The sequence below is a fragment of the Pseudoalteromonas sp. BZK2 genome (assembly GCF_014349195.1).
GTDB lineage: Bacteria > Pseudomonadota > Gammaproteobacteria > Enterobacterales > Alteromonadaceae > Pseudoalteromonas > Pseudoalteromonas simplex.
Genome location: NZ_JACSOG010000059.1, coordinates 1 through 16,676, shown reverse-complemented (window position 1 = coordinate 16,676; position 16,676 = coordinate 1). Strand labels below are relative to the sequence as shown.

Here is a 16,676-nt window from a genome sequence, read left to right as displayed (position 1 = left end):
GGATAAATGTAATCAACTGTTGAAATTTTTTGCGCACAACCGCCGATAAATAAAAAAAACATGAATAAAATCAAATATTGTTTAATCAAATGTCGTTCCTTACTTTCCATATTCCGCTGATTTTTGGTAAAATTAATGCCTTTACAGCTGGGCTTAGCAATATTTGGTACATATGACCATCGTAGCACTTGGTATAAATCACAAAACCGCATCCGTAGAATTACGCGAAAAAGTCGCGTTTTCGCCTGAGCAAATGTCTGAGGCGTTACAGCAATTAAGTGGTCATGCGCATTTTAATGAAGCGGTTATTGTTTCGACCTGCAACCGAACTGAAATCTATTGTAGCCTTGCTGAGCGTAATTCCCAAACCCTGTTGCACTGGTTAGCCAGTTTCCATGGATTGGATGAACATGAACTGAGCAATAATATCTATTATCATGAAGATCACGAAGCAATTAATCACTTAATGCGGGTGTCTTGTGGTCTAGATTCGTTAGTACTTGGTGAGCCGCAAATTTTAGGGCAAATAAAACAAGCCTACCATAATGCAAAAACTCACGATGCCATTGGTGTAACTTTTGACCGTTTGTTTCAAAAAACATTTTCAGTGGCAAAACAAGTTCGTACCGAAACTGACATCGGTGCCAGTGCTGTATCTGTTGCTTATGCCGCGGTTAATCTTGCAAAACATATTTACGGCAAACTAGATAAAACCAATGTACTGCTAATTGGTGCAGGTGAAACGATTGAACTCGTTGCTAAGCACTTATACCAAAACGATCCGCAAAAAATCACGGTGGCAAACCGTACTATTGAACGCGCTAAAACCTTAGCGAGTGAGGTTGACGCGGATGTGATTGCACTTGCCCAGTTACCTGAGCGTTTACACGACGCCGATATTGTTATTAGTTCAACCGCCAGTACCTTGCCTATTATCGGTAAAGGGGTGGTAGAGCAAGCGTTGAAAAAGCGCCGCCACAAACCAATGTTATTTATCGATATCGCGGTACCGCGTGATATCGAAAGCCAAGTAGGCGAATTAGATGCTGCCTATTTGTATTCAGTTGATGACTTACAAGCCATAGTAAGCGAGAATATCGCCGCCCGTGAGCAGGCTGCGGAGCAAGCGCAAGCTATTATTCGCTCACGTACCGATGAATTTGCTATGTGGTTGCGTTCACTCGATTCGGTGGATCTTATTCGCCACTATCGCAACGATGTACAAGATATAAAGTCAGAACTTGTCGAAAAAGCCCTTGGCCAGCTACAAGCAGGCAAAGAGGCAGAAAAAGTAATACTCGAGTTGGCAAACAAACTGACCAACCGCTTGATGCACGCACCTACCCGTGCCATTCAAGATGCTGCTAAAAAAGGTGAAGCAGCGGAGTTAAGCCAATTAAAGAAAATGTTAGGTATTGATCAGGAATAGTCGTTAAATGAAAGAGTCTGTTTATAGAAAATTAGAAACCTTAGTTGAGCGTTATGAGGAAGTGCAAGCGCTACTAAGCGACCCCTCTGTGATCAGCGACCAAAATCGCTTTCGTGCCTTATCTAAAGAATACTCAGAATTAGAAGAAATCGTAAAAGCATTTTTAGCTTACCAACAAGCCCAAGATGATGTTGCTACAGCAGAAGAAATGTTAAAAGACTCTGATCCTGATATGCGTGAAATGGCGCAAGAAGAATACAAAGAAGCAAAAGCACAAGTTATTGCATTAGAAGATGAAATCCAAATTCTAATGTTACCAAAAGACCCTAAAGACAATAATAACGTCTATTTAGAGGTTCGTGCCGGTACTGGTGGTGATGAAGCTGCTATCTTCGCAGGTGACTTATTCCGTATGTACAGCCGCTACGCTGAAACTAAAAAGTGGAAAGTAGAGGTAGTAAGTACTAACGAAGGAGAGCACGGCGGTTATAAAGAAGTCATTGCGCATATCTCTGGTGAAGGCGTGTATGGTCAGCTTAAGTTTGAATCAGGTGCGCACCGTGTACAACGTGTTCCAGAGACAGAATCGCAAGGCCGTGTTCATACCTCAGCGTGTACGGTAGCTGTTATGGCAGAAATTCCTGAAGCGGAAGCAATTGAAATTAACCCTGCTGATATTAAAGTTGATACCTTCCGTGCATCGGGTGCCGGTGGTCAGCACGTAAATAAAACTGACTCAGCAATCCGTATTACACACATTCCAACGGGTGTGGTTGTAGAGTGTCAGGATGAGCGTTCACAGCATAAAAACCGTGCCAAAGCGATGTCTGTACTTGGCGCACGCTTACAACAAGCTGAAGATGAAAAGCGTCAAGCGGCGGAAGCGTCAGAACGTCGTAACCTAGTAGGTAGCGGTGACCGTTCTGAGCGTATTCGTACTTATAACTACCCGCAAGGTCGTATTACCGATCACCGTATTAATTTAACACTTTATCGTTTGAATGAAGTGGTTGCTGGTGATTTAGGAAGTGTTATCGAACCTCTAATGCAAGAACACCAAGCTGACTTACTTGCCGCGATGGGCGATGAATAATCGTGCCACAATGCATTGAACAAGCAATTGTTGCTGCAACGGCGTTATTAACGCCTAGCAGCGACAGTGCTAAGTTAGACGCACAAGTCCTGTTATTATCCATTCTTGATAAACCTCGTAGTTACTTATTTACTTGGCCCGAAAAACAACTTACCGAACAGCAACAACGTGATTTTGAACAAGCATGTCAGCGTCGTTTAAATGGTGAACCAGTTGCTCATATTGTTGGCTTTCGTGAATTTTGGAGTCTTCCTTTAAAGGTTAATCCAACAACCCTGATCCCAAGACCTGATACCGAAACGTTAGTAGAATATGCCTTAGGCCTTGAGCTACCTACGGCTGCAAACGTGCTTGATTTAGGCACTGGCACAGGGGCAATTGCTTTGGCATTAGCCAGTGAAATGCCTAATTGGCAGGTGATAGGGGTTGATAGAGTGGCTGATGCAGTTGAGCTTGCCAAAGAGAACAAACAACGACTCAATATTAACAACGCCACTTTTGCCTTGAGCAATTGGTTTAGTGCTGTAAGTACACAAAAGTTTGACCTAATTGTTAGCAATCCTCCGTATATTGAACATGATGATGAGCATTTAAGCCAAGGCGATGTTCGCTTTGAGCCGCTCTCTGCATTAGTTGCAGATGACGACGGTATGGCTGATATTAAACAAATTATTACTATCGCACGTGACTATTTAGCAACAAATGGCTATCTTTTAATTGAACATGGCTACAAACAAAGTGTGAAGGTACAAGAATTTTTTGCACAAATGTCGTATAGCCATATACTTACAATTAAAGATCTTGGCGGTAATGACCGTGTAACGTTAGCACAATGGCCTAAGTAACAATAAAGCGCACTGTGCGTACATAGCCTTTGAGGATCCCATAGAATGGATGATTTTTTGTTTTCGGATGAAGCACTTGATGAAGTAAATGAGGTGGTTCAGGGTAGTTGGAAAGTCATCGTCGTTGATGACGAGCCAGAAGTACATGCCGTAACAAAGCTTGCGTTGAGTGACTTTGAATTTCAAGATAAACGTTTAGAGTTTATTAGCGCTTATTCAGGTGAAGAAGCTAAGCAGGTAATTCAAGAGCATCCAGATGCGGCTATCGTACTACTCGATGTGGTTATGGAAACCGACGATGCCGGCCTTAAAGTTGCCAAGTTTATTCGTGAAACCGCAAAAAATAATCATATTCGTATCATTCTTCGCACTGGTCAGCCTGGGCAAGCACCAGAGCGTCAGGTCATCGTTAATTACGATATCAATGACTACAAATCAAAAACTGAATTAACAGCACAAAAACTGTTCACAGTAGTGATGTCGAGCTTGCGTTCATATCGTGATATTTTGTCGATAGAACAATCTCGTCAAGGCCTTGAAAAAATTATTAAAGCATCGCGAGACATTTTTTCGACTCATTCTCTTGAAAGCTTTATTGAAGGGGTGATGCAACAACTTACCTCATTATTAGGAACCGTTGATCAGGCCATGTATGCAACCAGTTTAGTTGCGAGTAACCCGCAAGATAACCAAAAGAAGCTAGTGGTGTTTTCGGGCCGAGGTGAGTTTGAACGCAGTGAAGGCAAGGCGATTGAAGAGGTGTTAAGTCACGATCAGCTTCAAGCCTGTCAGCAAGCCTTAAATGAAAAAACCATTGTTTATCGTGAGAACTATTTATTTGCCTATTGCAGTAGTGAATATAATCATAATTCCATGTTGTTTATTTCAGGTATCCCTAAGCATTTAACCGACACTCAGCGTCACTTGATTGAAATCTTTTCGCAAAATGTGCAGCTGGCGTATGAAAATGTACAGTTACAATCTGAAATCGAAGCAACACAACAAGAGTTAGTATTTAGGCTCAGTGAAGCGTTAGAGCAACGTTCAACAGAAACAGGTAACCATGTAAAGCGTGTGTCGCACATTTGTTATGAACTTGCCATGGGCTATGGTCTATCAAAACGCGAAGCAGAGCTTATTCGCTTAGCTGCGCCATTGCATGATGTGGGTAAAGTAGGTATTCCCGACGCTATATTAAATAAGCCGGGGCCATTGACCGATGAAGAGTGGGCTATCATGCAACTTCATGCTGAAAAAGGTCATTTAATTTTAAAAGACTCCAATCGTGACATTGTTAATACTGGCGCAGTGATTGCGTTGTCACACCATGAGCGTTGGGATGGTTCAGGCTACCCGAAAGGGTTGAAAGGCGAAGACATCCCTATTGCAGGTCGCATCGTTGCTTTAGCTGATGTATTTGATGCACTACGTCATAAGCGCTGCTACAAAGAGCCGTGGTCGCTTGACGATGTTGTGAAAGAAATTAACGCGCAACAGGGCAAACAATTTGATCCAAAGTTGATTGATGTGTTTAATCAGCGAATTAAAGAAATAGAAGACGTACTTGTACGTTATCCAGATTAATTAAAATAAAATTAGGGGCATATGGATTATTTAGCAGTAAAACATACTCACATGTTATTTGCCGTGTTGAGTATTATCTTATTCTACGTTCGTTCTTTCTCTCGCCTAAAGACGAGCGTTCTGGCAAAAAACAAAGCGGTGTTTATTGGCAGCCACAGTATCGACACCTTATTACTTATTTCTGCAGTGGCATTAATTGTAATGGCCGGTTTTAACCCGCTTGAACAATCTTGGTTATTAGAAAAGATAATCTTAGTGGTTGCTTATATTGTACTCGGTGTGGTTGCCGCTAAGCAAAGTGCAAATAGCGCGAAGCTTGTATTACTTGCGATCACCACGCTTATTTTATTAGCAATTGGTTATTTAGCATCTGCAAAAACAGCACTTCTTTTATAACAAATCTCTGAGCGGTATTTGATTGCATTGGCTGTCGTACCGCTTTTTTATATCTCAACGCTCAGTATTGGTAACTTAAAGCAAAAGTAGGTAAACTAGCTGTTCGTTTTTGAAAGAGATGTAGCAGTATAAATGACCACCCCTTGGTTTGAAGATCAAAATGAATCCTATCAAGATGAGGCCTTTGACGCATTTTCTTCTAAAGTGCTTTATCGTTGTATCGACGCTGAATTAAAGTGGGATCAACAAGCTGATTTAACAGCCTGTTATGACACCCTTAATGAGCTTGAAAATACGGTAACAGCTCTTTGCGCCGAATTAAAAGAGCCACATGAGCGTCTCGATAAGTTACTTGATACCTTTTATCAGCAATGGCTGTTTAGCTCATCAAGCTTAAAAGTGCCAGAGTACACGTTAAATAGCTTTAGCTATACCATTACTATGCGCAGTGGCACGCAAACCACGCTGGCAATTTTACTTTGTCATTTATTACAGCATGCTGAACTTGATGCCACGGTCACACTTAGTCAGGGAGACGTGCACGTTCACGTTGGGATGAGTGATGAAGAGGGCTATTTAATTGAGCCAAGCACAGGTCAGCAGAGCTGGTATATAACACCTGAGAATGCCTGTGAAGAAAATGGCGATGAGCAAGAACCGCTTGAACTGATTTTTGAAGAAGAGCTTTATAAGCTGTATCTAGCACAGCAAAAATGGTCGTTCATCAGCGAAAGTAAATTTGGTCATGCATTGCATTGTGTTGATATGCTGATGGAATTACTTGGTGATGACCCTTATGAGCGTCGTGACCGCGGCTATTTACTTAATCAGCTAGATTGCCCAAAAATGGCGCGTGATGATTTGCAGTACTTTATTAATGAGTGCCCAGATGATCCCGCTATCGAATTAATTCAGCACCAGATAGCTGAAATAGAAGACAACAATAATACACACCACTAATTTAAAGGAACATTTATGACTGACGCCCACAGTGCGCTAATTACCAATGACGCAGTCGTACTTGGTTTGCTTGCCGTTATTTTGGGGTTTATTTTTAAAACCTCGCACAGTAATAATGCTGCCTGCCAAAAATTTTATAAATATGTACCAGCATTATTGCTTTGCTACTTTTTACCATCATTACTCAATACTTTTGGGATTGTTGATGGTCATTCTTCGAATGTATATTTTGTAGCGTCACGCTATTTACTGCCAGCTTGCTTAATCTTGCTTACCATCAGTATTGATTTAAAAGCGATCCTAAACCTTGGGCCAAAAGCATTAGTCATGTTTTTAACAGGTACCTTGGGTATTGTTATTGGTGGCCCTTTGGCTATCTTAGTAATGAGCGCAGTTTACCCAGAAGCGGTGGGGGGCCATGGCCCTGACGCAGTGTGGCGTGGTATGACGACTATCGCCGGTAGCTGGATTGGTGGCGGCGCAAACCAAGCTTCAATGAAAGAAATGTTTGAAGTAGGCGGCGATATCTTCTCTGCAATGGTGACAGTTGATGTGATTGTGGCTAACTTATGGATGGCCGTACTGTTATTAATGGCAGCAAACCATAAGGCGATTGATGCTAAAACAGGCGCAGATACGCGTGCAATTGAAGATTTAAAAGAGCGCGTAGAAAAGTATCATGCTGAGCATGCGCGCATGCCAACTCTAAATGATTACATGACGATTATCGCAATTGCCTTTGGTATTACTGGTCTTGCACATTTTTGTGCTGACTTTTTAGGTCCGTTTTTTGGGGCTAACTTCCCGTGGGCACAAGAGTATAGTTTAAACAGTAAATTCTTCTGGTTAATCGTTATCTCTACCACAATTGGTATTAGTTTATCGTTTACTAAAGTTCGCCATATTGAAGCTTTTGGTGCGTCAAAAGTAGCATCAAGCTTTTTATATATTCTTGTTGCTTCAATTGGCTTACACATGAATATTACCGCGATTTTTGATTCACCAATGTACTTCGTACTCGGTGTTATTTGGATGATTACTCACGCAAGCTTAATGCTTATTGTGGCGAAACTAATTAAAGCACCACTGTTTTATATGGCGGTAGGCTCTCAGGCCAATGTAGGCGGCGCAGCATCAGCACCTGTTGTTGCATCAGCATTCCACCCATCACTTGCGCCAGTAGGTGTTTTACTTGCTGTTTTAGGCTATGGTGTTGGTACTTACATGGCTTATATTTGTGGATTAATGCTACAAGCTGTTGCACCTTAAGGAATAGAAATGAACAACCAGTTAATTAAAATTAACGAGATTGAATTAGCCAACGACAAACCATTTGTATTGTTTGGCGGTATGAACGTACTTGAATCACGTGATTTAGCGATGCGAATTGCGGAGCATTATGTAGAAGTTACATCAAAGCTAAACATTCCATACGTTTTTAAAGCGTCTTTTGATAAAGCGAATCGCTCTTCAATTAATTCATACCGAGGCCCTGGTATGGAAGAAGGTTTAAAAATCTTTGAAGAAATTAAATCTACTTTCAATGTGCCACTGATCACCGACGTACATGAGCCGCATCAAGCTGCGCCTGTGGCTGAAGTGGTTGATGTAATTCAGTTACCGGCATTCCTTGCTCGTCAAACTGACTTAGTTGTAGCCATGGCAAAAACTGGCGCTATTATCAATGTGAAAAAGCCACAGTTTTTAGCTCCACACGAAATGCGTCATATCATTAAAAAGTTTAATGAAGCGGGCAACAACAATGTTGCACTGTGTGAGCGTGGTACTAGTTTTGGTTATAACAACCTTGTGGTTGATATGCTTGGTATGGATGACATGAAGCCTATGGCGCCGGTTATCTTTGATGCAACGCACGCATTACAACGCCCAGGAGGCCGAGCTGACTCTGCAGATGGTCGCCGTGCACAAGCTGCAGAACTTGCTCGCAGTGGCATGGCATTAGGTATTGCGGGTCTATTCATTGAAGCGCACCCTAATCCGAATGAAGCAAAATGTGACGGCCCATGTGCTCTCGCACTAAGCAAGCTAGAAGGTTATTTATCGCAAATGAAAGCGGTTGATGACTTAGTTAAGAGCTTTGCACCACTCGATACCAGCGCAAGCGATTTATAATTTAAGTATATAAGTATTTAAGTATTTAAGTATGAAAAAGGCGACCATGGTCGCCTTTTTTTATTTGTATCGCTATAATCGACGCATAAGAAAAACTAATTCTAAGTTTGGTGTTTATGTCTCGTCGTTTACCTCCTTTAAATGCACTAAAAGCTTTCGAAGCCGCTGCCCGCCATTTGAGCTTTACCAAAGCAGCAGAAGAGCTATATGTAACGCAGGCTGCGGTGAGCCATCAAATTAAAACCCTTGAAGAGCATTTAGGGTTAAAGCTGTTTTTACGTAAGAATCGTTCTTTGCTGTTAACCGAAGAAGGGCAAGGTTACTTTTTAGATATAAAAGAAATTTTTACTCAGCTGATTGATGCCACAGAAAAACTGCTAGCCCGCGGTGCGAAAGGGTCACTCACGGTAAGTTTAACGCCAAGTTTTGCGATTCAATGGTTAGTACCTAGACTTAGTTTATTTAATGAATTACATCCAGAAATCGACGTGCGAATTAAAGCACAAGATCAGGATGAAAACTCACTTTCTGACGATGTAGATATTGCTATTTATTATGGTCGTGGCCACTGGAGTGGGGTACAGACATATAAGCTGCATACTGAATATCTAGTGCCGTTATGTAGCCCATTGCTGTTAACGGGCCCTAAACCACTTAATCAACCCAGTGATTTAGCAAATCATACCTTATTGCATGATACCACCCGTAAAAACTGGAAAACCTGGATGAAAACGGCTGGTGTGCGTAATGTACAAGTTAACCAAGGGCCGATTTTTAGTCACTCATCAATGGTATTGCAAGCCGCGGTGCATGGACAGGGGGTTGCCATTGGTAATAGCGTTTTAGCAAAACCTGATATTGATGCGGGTCGTCTAGTTATTCCATTTAATCACTCATTAGAAAGTAAAAATGCATACTATTTAGTGATCCGCGAATCGCAAACAGAGCTTGGCAAAATAGTGTCTTTCAAAGACTGGATGCTGAGCTTAGTTGAACAAGAACAAGAGTATTAACATGTTACAGTGGTTTAAAAGTACAACGGGCAAGGCGCGTGCACAGTTTATATTTGCCCATGGTGCAGGGGCAGGCAGTGATTCTGAGTTTATGCAAACAATGGCTAACTTGATTAGTCAGCATGGGATTGATGTAGCCTTGTTTGATTTTCAGTATATGCAAATTGCAAAAGAAACAGGCAAGCGTAGACCACCCGATCGTGCTCCTAAGTTACTTGCCTACTTTGGTGAAGTTTTAGCCGAGCGCCAGCCAGAATTGCCGCTATTTATTGGGGGTAAATCTATGGGTGGGCGTATGGCTTCGATGCTTTATACTGAGCAAGACCAAGCTCAAATTGCAGGTGTTGTGGCTTTTGGCTATCCGTTTCACCCACCGGGTAAACCCGATAAACTGCGTATAGATCATTTTGTTGATATGCCATGCCCATTTTTAGTGCTGCAAGGTGAGCGCGATACGTTTGGTGATCAGCAAGAACTCGCTGAACTTGAAATGGTTAACCCACCCGAGATTAAATTTCTAAAAGATGGTGACCACTCATTAAAACCACGTAAAAAAAGTGGCATTACAGAGCAAGAAAACTTACAGCTAGCTGCAGATTATGCAGCGCTGTTTATTTTGAATTTAGCGGCTGGAGATACGCAATGATCAAACTCTATTTAATGATTGGTAGCTTATTTTGCATGCTTTCAGTAATGCTTGGCGCATTTGCTGCTCATGGTTTAAAAAGCCGCGTTTCTGAGTACGCAATTGGAATTTTTAAAACCGCTGCTGAATACCAAATGGTGCATGGCCTTGCACTGATAGCAATTACTATCTTAATTAAATGGGGCATGAACTTAAGCTGGGCTGGTGGATTTTTTATCGCAGGTACCGTGTTATTTAGCGGTAGTTTGTATTTACTCGCACTAACGGGCATGAAGTGGCTTGGGCCTATCACCCCAATTGGCGGTGTTTGTTTTATTATTGGTTGGGCTATTTTGTTAGTTCAAGCAGCACGATATAAGTTTTAAGGGTTATCTATGTCGAGTGTAGTTATTTATTGTCGCAGTGGTTTTGAAAATGATGCCGCTGCTGAAATTACTTTTCAGGCTGCTGAACAAGGCTTTGCTGGTTACGTAAAAACAAAACCAAATACGGGCATTGTTGTTTACGAATGTTTTGATGCAAGCCACGGTGAAGAAATCATCAAAAAAGTCGATTTCAAAAATATGGTATTTGCTCGCCAATGGTTTACTGGCGCCTTAGTCGATAACATGCCACTTGAAGACCGCGTTAGTGCTATTGTTGATGCTGCCGCTGAGTTTCCTGAATGTGGTGACCTACGCGTAGAAACGCCAGATACCAACGAAGGTAAAGAGCTAAGTAAGTTCTGCAAAAAGATTTCTACACCTCTGAAAAAATCGCTTGAAAAGCGCTCGAAGGTAACACGCGAAATTGCTGAGAAAAAACCTGTTATGCATGTGTTATTTTTAGCAAACGACAGTGCTTATGTTGGCTATTCATATACATTCAATAATTCGCCTTTCTTTATGGGTATCCCGCGTTTACGTATGCCGAGTGATGCGCCGAGCCGCTCAACGTTAAAACTCGATGAAGCCTTTAACGTGTTTATTCCACCTCATGAAGCTGAAGAACGTATGCAACCTGGCATGCGAGGCGTTGATTTAGGTGCTTGCCCAGGGGGCTGGACATATCAATTGGTGCGCCGAGGTATGTTTGTAAGCGCAATTGATAATGGTCCTATGAACGATGACTTGATGGAAACAGGGCAAGTTAAGCACTTTAGGGTCGATGGTTTTAAATACCGTCCAGAAAAGCGCAATATCCAATGGTTAGTCTGTGACATGGTGGAAAAGCCAGCAAAAGTGACTAACCTTATGATTGATTGGGCGGTGAACGCCTACGCAAAAGAGCTTATTTTTAATCTTAAACTACCGATGAAAAAACGTTTTGATAGCGTTTACGAGTGTTTAAAAATGATTAAAGAAGAGCTTGATAAATATGGCGTAAGTTACGAACTACAAGCTAAGCACTTATACCATGACCGCGAAGAGGTCACGGTTCATTTAAATGTAACTAAGGTGCCACAAAGTTTATACAGTTAATCGCGAGGGCTTAAAAATGGAGAATAGAATAAAGTTACTTGGGCTTAGTATTTTATTTTCCATTTTTTTATCAGCTTGTGGAGGCGGCGGGGGGAGTGAAGAGTCTAATAATGCTGAGAACCAAGCGCCACAAGTAAGTATTTCTGGTGATACTGAGGTCAATGAGCTGGCAACACTTTTATTAAGTGCGTCAGCCAACGATAGTGATGGTTCTATAGCCGACTTTTCTTGGCAGCAAACTGGTGGCCCTTCTATCGATTTTGCAGCAAACGGTCAACAAATCAATGTATCAATTCCTGCAGTAGATACTGACACAGATGTCTCATTTTCTTTGCGCGTTACTGATAATCAAGGCGCAACAGCTACAACCAGTATCACTATTACCATTATTAATGTTAATCAAGCCCCGACAATATCGGTTGCTGGTCCTCAGATATCCTCTTCTAGTAACAATATTTCTCTTAGTGCAAATGCCTCAGATTCTGATGGAGAGGTTATTAGTTATGATTGGCAGCAAACGGCTGGTCCAGATGTAGAGTTTGAAAATGGATCGAGCACAATTACTTTTACCACACCAAATGTTGCAACCTTAACTCAGCTTGTTTTTTCGGTGACAGTTACTGATAGTTTTGGTGAACAAAGCACGGCGCTTTTTACTATAGATGTAAGCGCAAACAGTGCTCCATCAGTGAGTATAACTGGTTCGCAAAATATTCAAGAAGGGGCTGAAGGAGTATTAACAGCTACGGCAACAGACAGTGATGGTAGTATTATTAGCTATAGTTGGGTGCAAACTTTAGGCCCGATTACCGAATTTACTGCAACTGATAATTTAATAAATTATACGGCCCCTGAAGTAGAAACAAATGATGAAATTACCTTCCAAGTAACAGCAACTGATGATGATGGAGCTACAAGCTCTGCAGAATTTAGTGTTGTGGTTGAAAATTACATAAATCTTGCGCCTGTCATTACCTTCGATGCGATTGCTGATATTACTGAGTTAACGCAAGCTTCTGTCTCTGTGGTTGTTACAGACAGCGACGGGGTTATAGCTGATATTGAGTGGCAGCAGTTAAGTGGACCATCAGTAGATTTTGTGCAAAATGGCGAAACTATTACTTTCACAGCGCCAGAAGTGTCTGAAAATACCGAGGTGATATTTCGGATCACTGCGGTAGATGATCAAGGAGCAATATCTTCAGCAAGCCTCACATTTATGATCATTCATGTTAATAAACCACCCACAGTGTCTGATATTGCTATTACTACAGAGTTTAATGAAAGTAGTGAATTTACTATTGACGCGAGTGATATTGATGGGGATGAGTTAACTATTAGTTTTTCTCAGCAGTTAGCTGGGGCGAGTATCACTTTAGTTGATGCAACAACTTTTCGTTATCTTTATCAACCTGCATCAAATAGCATATCGCAAGCGCCTTTTACTGTAACTGTATCGGATGGAACTCAGAGTGCCCAAGCGACAGTGAGCGTGACAATTACAGATACTAGTGCAGCCACTGTTGTAAATGTAAGCCCTGAAGATGCAGCCTCTTCTGTGAGTGTAAATGCTCGAGTTATGTTATCGATGTCTGATGTGATGAAGTCATCGAGTTTAGTTGTTAATAGCGCCAATGGTGTATGTGAGGGAAGTGTGCAATTATCAGCTGATAATTTTGAAACTTGCTTAGCAATCGACTCATTAGAGATGACGGGACCACAAGGAAATGACAATGAATATTTTAACAATATTGAGTTTACAGCTGCTTTTAATCAAGCAACAGAATATGCGTTAAGATTAACCGAAGACTTAGTTAATTTTGCTGATACACCTGCTTTAGCCCAAGTAGTTTCTACTTTTACAACTGGAAGTAATGATTTAAAGATAACTGAGGTTGTCGCTATTCGTTTTAGCAACGACACGCCTTGGTTTGAACTTTATAACGGAACCGATAGTAGTGTTAATTTAGCTGATTACAGTGTACGAGTAAAAAGTCGTGACAGTTCTGATAATAGTATTTCGGCCGCAACAATTTTTAATTTGCCTGACCAAGTGATTGCTCCTGAGGAATATCTCATAGTTCATAGTGGTTTTGGTGATCAATTATTTTACGATACAACTGAGCAAAATAAATCTATCGCTTTTATTGGTGATATTGACTCAACGGTTCGCCCTTATTGGTTTTTGAATGGATTTGTTGAATTGCTAACGCGTGACTCGGGAAGCACTGTGGATTTTGTTCGATTTGGCAATGACGCTACTGAGCCTCTGACGGCAGGACAATGGCAAACAGGCTCAGCACCTGTCATTTCTAATGTAACTGGCTCAAGTATTAAAAGAGATATAGATAACACAGATACTAATTCATCATCTGATTGGCACTATAGCCAATTTACGACACCGGCGGGTGTTAATGATGTTAGCTGCGAAGATGACAGTGATGAAGATGGTATTCCTGACTGTTCAGAACTCCCTGGGTCAACTTTTTCTGGACTACCTCTGCATGCTTGGGGAGCTAGAGTTAATCAAAAAGATATCTTTATTGAAGTGGATTATATGGATAGCAGTGATGCGGGAATAATACCGCACCAAACAGCATTGGAAAAAGTGGTAAGCTCGTTCGCTGAGCAAGGTATTGTTGTTCACTTTGATGTGGGGGATTTGTACCACCAAGCAGGGGGAATATCTGTACAAGATCATGATTTAGGTGGGGGTGATCAAGTAACCTTTAGACAATATACACCTTATAACTTTAACCAAGGTGTTGAGAGTTTGTTTCATTATAAAATGGCAAACTTTGACATGAGACGTAAGCCGATATTTCATTATATGTTAATGGCTAATAGTCGAAACATTGATGGCAGTGCGGGTTCTTCAGGGGTTGCTGAATTAAGTGGTAATGATTTGATGATAAGTATGGGGAATTGGGGGTTATCACTTGATAACGAAATATCTCGAAATTTAACCTTCAACTACCAAGCATCAACGATAATGCATGAGCTTGGCCATAATTTAGGTTTAGAGCATGGTGGTGATGAAAGTACAAACTATAAACCAAATCATTTGAGTATTATGAATTACCTTTATCAGTTGAGAGGGTTACCAACGATAGGGAATAATGAGGGAGATCGCTATTATTCGAGTCGCTATCGTGAGAATGCCAATTGTGCCGTACAAACTGCGGATTTGACTAATAGCCCATTTGACTCTCCTGAAAATTTTGTAATGTCTTATTCGCATGGACTCGGAAGTTCCATAGACGAAAATAATATAATAGAGGCTAATGGTTTAAGGTATCCCGGCTCTGCTGCTGTAGATTTTAATTGTAATGCTGATTTGACTGAAACTCTAAGCCAAGATACGAATGATGATACCGCCGTAACAGTGCTAAATGATGTTGATGAGTGGAGTTTGATTGAACTTCGTTTTTATACCTTGTTCTCTGGCAATCGCTTCGGTGTTCATCAGCAAGATAGCGATCAAAAGGATGTGTCGAAGCATATACAACAACGAATGATTGAAGAGCAAGCGCCACCTTTAAAACTTCTTAGTGAAATTAAAGCTGCTAGAGAAAAGCAAGGGATTAAGTAGTGAAGTATCTGGTTATATTTTTTATGTTGATATGTTGTGTTGCATGCACACCAGATGTTGAACCTCAATGGCATATGTCATCTAGATTAAATTATGATGGGCAACCAGTAAACTGGAAATCAGGCTCAGTAATTGGTTGCCAACATTGTAAAATTCAAGAGGGACGTATCGTTGAACCCGATGGGATCTCAATCATATACACTCTATACCAAAGAGGGCAATGGCGGGCTGAATATCGCGAATCACATCAAGCTAGGATTGTTTTAGGGAATAACGCACATGTACTTTTAGTTAAAAACAAAGGTTCAGGCACTATTTTATTAGAAAATAAACACAAACAAATTTCAGAGCTAGCAAAGATAGGGGCCCCATTTATACTCAATATGGGGGAAGAAAGATTTACGGTGGTTATTAGTCAATTTGATGAACCTCGCTTTGGCACCGAGTTATCAGATCCTTTACCAGTTAAATTAAATTATAGTGTATTGAAAAGCCAATAGTTTTCTACTGGCTTTTCAAACATTTTAACTTCGATATTGGCTTCGATAGTTTTCAACCCATAACCGTGTGCCACCGCAAACAGCAACGGGCATAACAATTAGGTTTACGAATGGGATAGCAGTTAAAATCATGACAGCTAAACCAAAGCCATAAGATAATGTTTGCTTTTGCTTTAAGTCATTTTTCATTTCGTTAAAACTAATTTTATGGTTATCGAACGCATAGTCTTCATATTGCACTGCATACATCCAGCAAGTGAATAACACCCATAAAACTTGACCGATCACAGGTAAAATCCACAGTAAGATAAAAAAGCCTATAGCGCGCGGCAGGTAATAGCAAAGTTTTGTCCATTCTCGACCTAACATACGTGGCACATCTTTCATTGTATCGAAAAGACTATCGTCATTAATTTTTTGCCCAGTGAGATAAAGCTCGACTTTTTCACTGAGTAGGCCGTTAAATGGGGCTGCTATAAAGTTTGTTATAACTGTGAAGAGCATACTGTAACTAAATAAAATCACCAGCACAGCAATTGGCCACATTAGCCACTCGAGCCAGCTAAGCCATTCTGGTAATAACGAGTTCATGTAAGCAAAGCCATCGGTGAGCCAGCCATACAAAAAGAACAGCGAACTACCAAAAAGCAGAATATTGATTAATAAAGGAATAAGTACAAAACGTTTCAACCCTTTTTGGCTAATTAACTTAAAGCCAGAAAAGAAGTATTCCATACCTTGAGTGAACTGCACGAGAAAACCTCATCTTATTTCTTGTTGTTTGCAGTATAGGGTTTTGACGATATTTGAACAGCTTTTTTCCGTAACAAAGTGTTTAACTCTTTACATGGACAGTCACTGTATTTATTGCTCTTGCGGCACAGAAAACTTTGTCTACACTTTAATTACAGCTAATGCATTTCAGATTATCAGTTCAAGGAGTGGACGATGGCTTTAGCAAGGAAGCGGCAAATCTGTTTGTCGAACACCAAATATTATCACTGTGTATCTCGCTGTGTTAGACG

The 16,676-nt window shown here is 40.9% G+C and carries 15 protein-coding genes; 14 read left to right on the top strand and 1 reads right to left on the bottom strand.

What is annotated here, in order from left to right; translation table 11 throughout:
* Positions 1-172 precede the first annotated feature (172 nt).
* From hemA to BIZ38_RS20950, 14 genes are all read left to right on the top strand, one after another.
* Positions 173-1,429 carry a glutamyl-tRNA reductase gene (gene hemA / locus BIZ38_RS21015; protein ID WP_054551649.1) on the top strand — a complete coding sequence of 419 codons (1,257 nt, stop codon included), beginning with the start codon at positions 173-175 and terminating at the stop codon, positions 1,427-1,429.
* A 7-nt stretch (positions 1,430-1,436) separates the two neighbouring features.
* The gene (gene prfA / locus BIZ38_RS21010) at positions 1,437-2,522 is read left to right on the top strand and encodes a peptide chain release factor 1 (protein WP_187491213.1); all 1,086 of its coding nucleotides are present in this window, start codon (positions 1,437-1,439) and stop codon (positions 2,520-2,522) included.
* A 2-nt stretch (positions 2,523-2,524) separates the two neighbouring features.
* Positions 2,525-3,367, top strand: coding sequence for a peptide chain release factor N(5)-glutamine methyltransferase (gene prmC / locus BIZ38_RS21005; RefSeq protein WP_138602682.1), 843 nt, complete (start codon positions 2,525-2,527; stop codon positions 3,365-3,367).
* A 45-nt stretch (positions 3,368-3,412) separates the two neighbouring features.
* On the top strand, positions 3,413-4,951 hold the full coding sequence (locus tag BIZ38_RS21000; RefSeq protein WP_054551646.1) for a response regulator: 1,539 nt from the start codon (positions 3,413-3,415) through the stop codon (positions 4,949-4,951).
* A gap of 21 nt (positions 4,952-4,972) precedes the next feature.
* Complete coding sequence (locus BIZ38_RS20995) at positions 4,973-5,347, top strand: SirB2 family protein (protein ID WP_187491212.1); 375 nt, start codon at positions 4,973-4,975, stop codon at positions 5,345-5,347.
* 132 nt (positions 5,348-5,479) lie between these two features.
* Complete coding sequence (locus BIZ38_RS20990) at positions 5,480-6,307, top strand: tetratricopeptide repeat protein (RefSeq protein ID WP_054551644.1); 828 nt, start codon at positions 5,480-5,482, stop codon at positions 6,305-6,307.
* 15 nt (positions 6,308-6,322) lie between these two features.
* Positions 6,323-7,576 (top strand): DUF819 domain-containing protein, encoded by a 1,254-nt coding sequence (locus BIZ38_RS20985; protein WP_166338933.1) that lies wholly within the window; start codon positions 6,323-6,325, stop codon positions 7,574-7,576.
* 9 nt (positions 7,577-7,585) lie between these two features.
* Complete coding sequence (gene kdsA / locus BIZ38_RS20980; protein WP_054561809.1) at positions 7,586-8,440, top strand: 3-deoxy-8-phosphooctulonate synthase; 855 nt, start codon at positions 7,586-7,588, stop codon at positions 8,438-8,440.
* A gap of 116 nt (positions 8,441-8,556) precedes the next feature.
* Positions 8,557-9,453, top strand: coding sequence for a transcriptional regulator GcvA (locus BIZ38_RS20975; protein ID WP_063706073.1), 897 nt, complete (start codon positions 8,557-8,559; stop codon positions 9,451-9,453).
* A gap of 1 nt (position 9,454) precedes the next feature.
* On the top strand, positions 9,455-10,099 hold the full coding sequence (locus BIZ38_RS20970) for an alpha/beta family hydrolase (protein ID WP_187491211.1): 645 nt from the start codon (positions 9,455-9,457) through the stop codon (positions 10,097-10,099).
* Positions 10,096-10,464 carry a DUF423 domain-containing protein gene (locus BIZ38_RS20965; RefSeq protein ID WP_187491210.1) on the top strand — a complete coding sequence of 123 codons (369 nt, stop codon included), beginning with the start codon at positions 10,096-10,098 and terminating at the stop codon, positions 10,462-10,464. Before BIZ38_RS20970 ends, BIZ38_RS20965 begins: the two co-directional genes overlap by 4 nt.
* Positions 10,465-10,473: 9 nt before the next feature.
* Positions 10,474-11,559: a 23S rRNA (cytidine(2498)-2'-O)-methyltransferase RlmM gene (rlmM, locus tag BIZ38_RS20960; RefSeq protein ID WP_138602676.1), complete on the top strand. Its 1,086-nt coding sequence runs from the start codon at positions 10,474-10,476 to the stop codon at positions 11,557-11,559.
* Positions 11,560-11,575: 16 nt separating this feature from the next.
* The gene (locus BIZ38_RS20955) at positions 11,576-15,151 is read left to right on the top strand and encodes a PKD domain-containing protein (protein ID WP_187491209.1); all 3,576 of its coding nucleotides are present in this window, start codon (positions 11,576-11,578) and stop codon (positions 15,149-15,151) included.
* The gene (locus BIZ38_RS20950) at positions 15,151-15,651 is read left to right on the top strand and encodes a hypothetical protein (RefSeq protein WP_187491208.1); all 501 of its coding nucleotides are present in this window, start codon (positions 15,151-15,153) and stop codon (positions 15,649-15,651) included. The genes BIZ38_RS20955 and BIZ38_RS20950 overlap by 1 nt, the downstream gene beginning before the upstream one ends.
* Before the next feature lie 24 nt (positions 15,652-15,675).
* Here the strand turns inward: BIZ38_RS20950 and cysZ are convergent, their stop codons facing one another.
* Complete coding sequence (gene cysZ, locus BIZ38_RS20945; RefSeq protein WP_206004105.1) at positions 15,676-16,386, bottom strand: sulfate transporter CysZ; 711 nt, start codon at positions 16,384-16,386, stop codon at positions 15,676-15,678.
* Between the last annotated feature and the right edge of the window lie 290 nt (positions 16,387-16,676).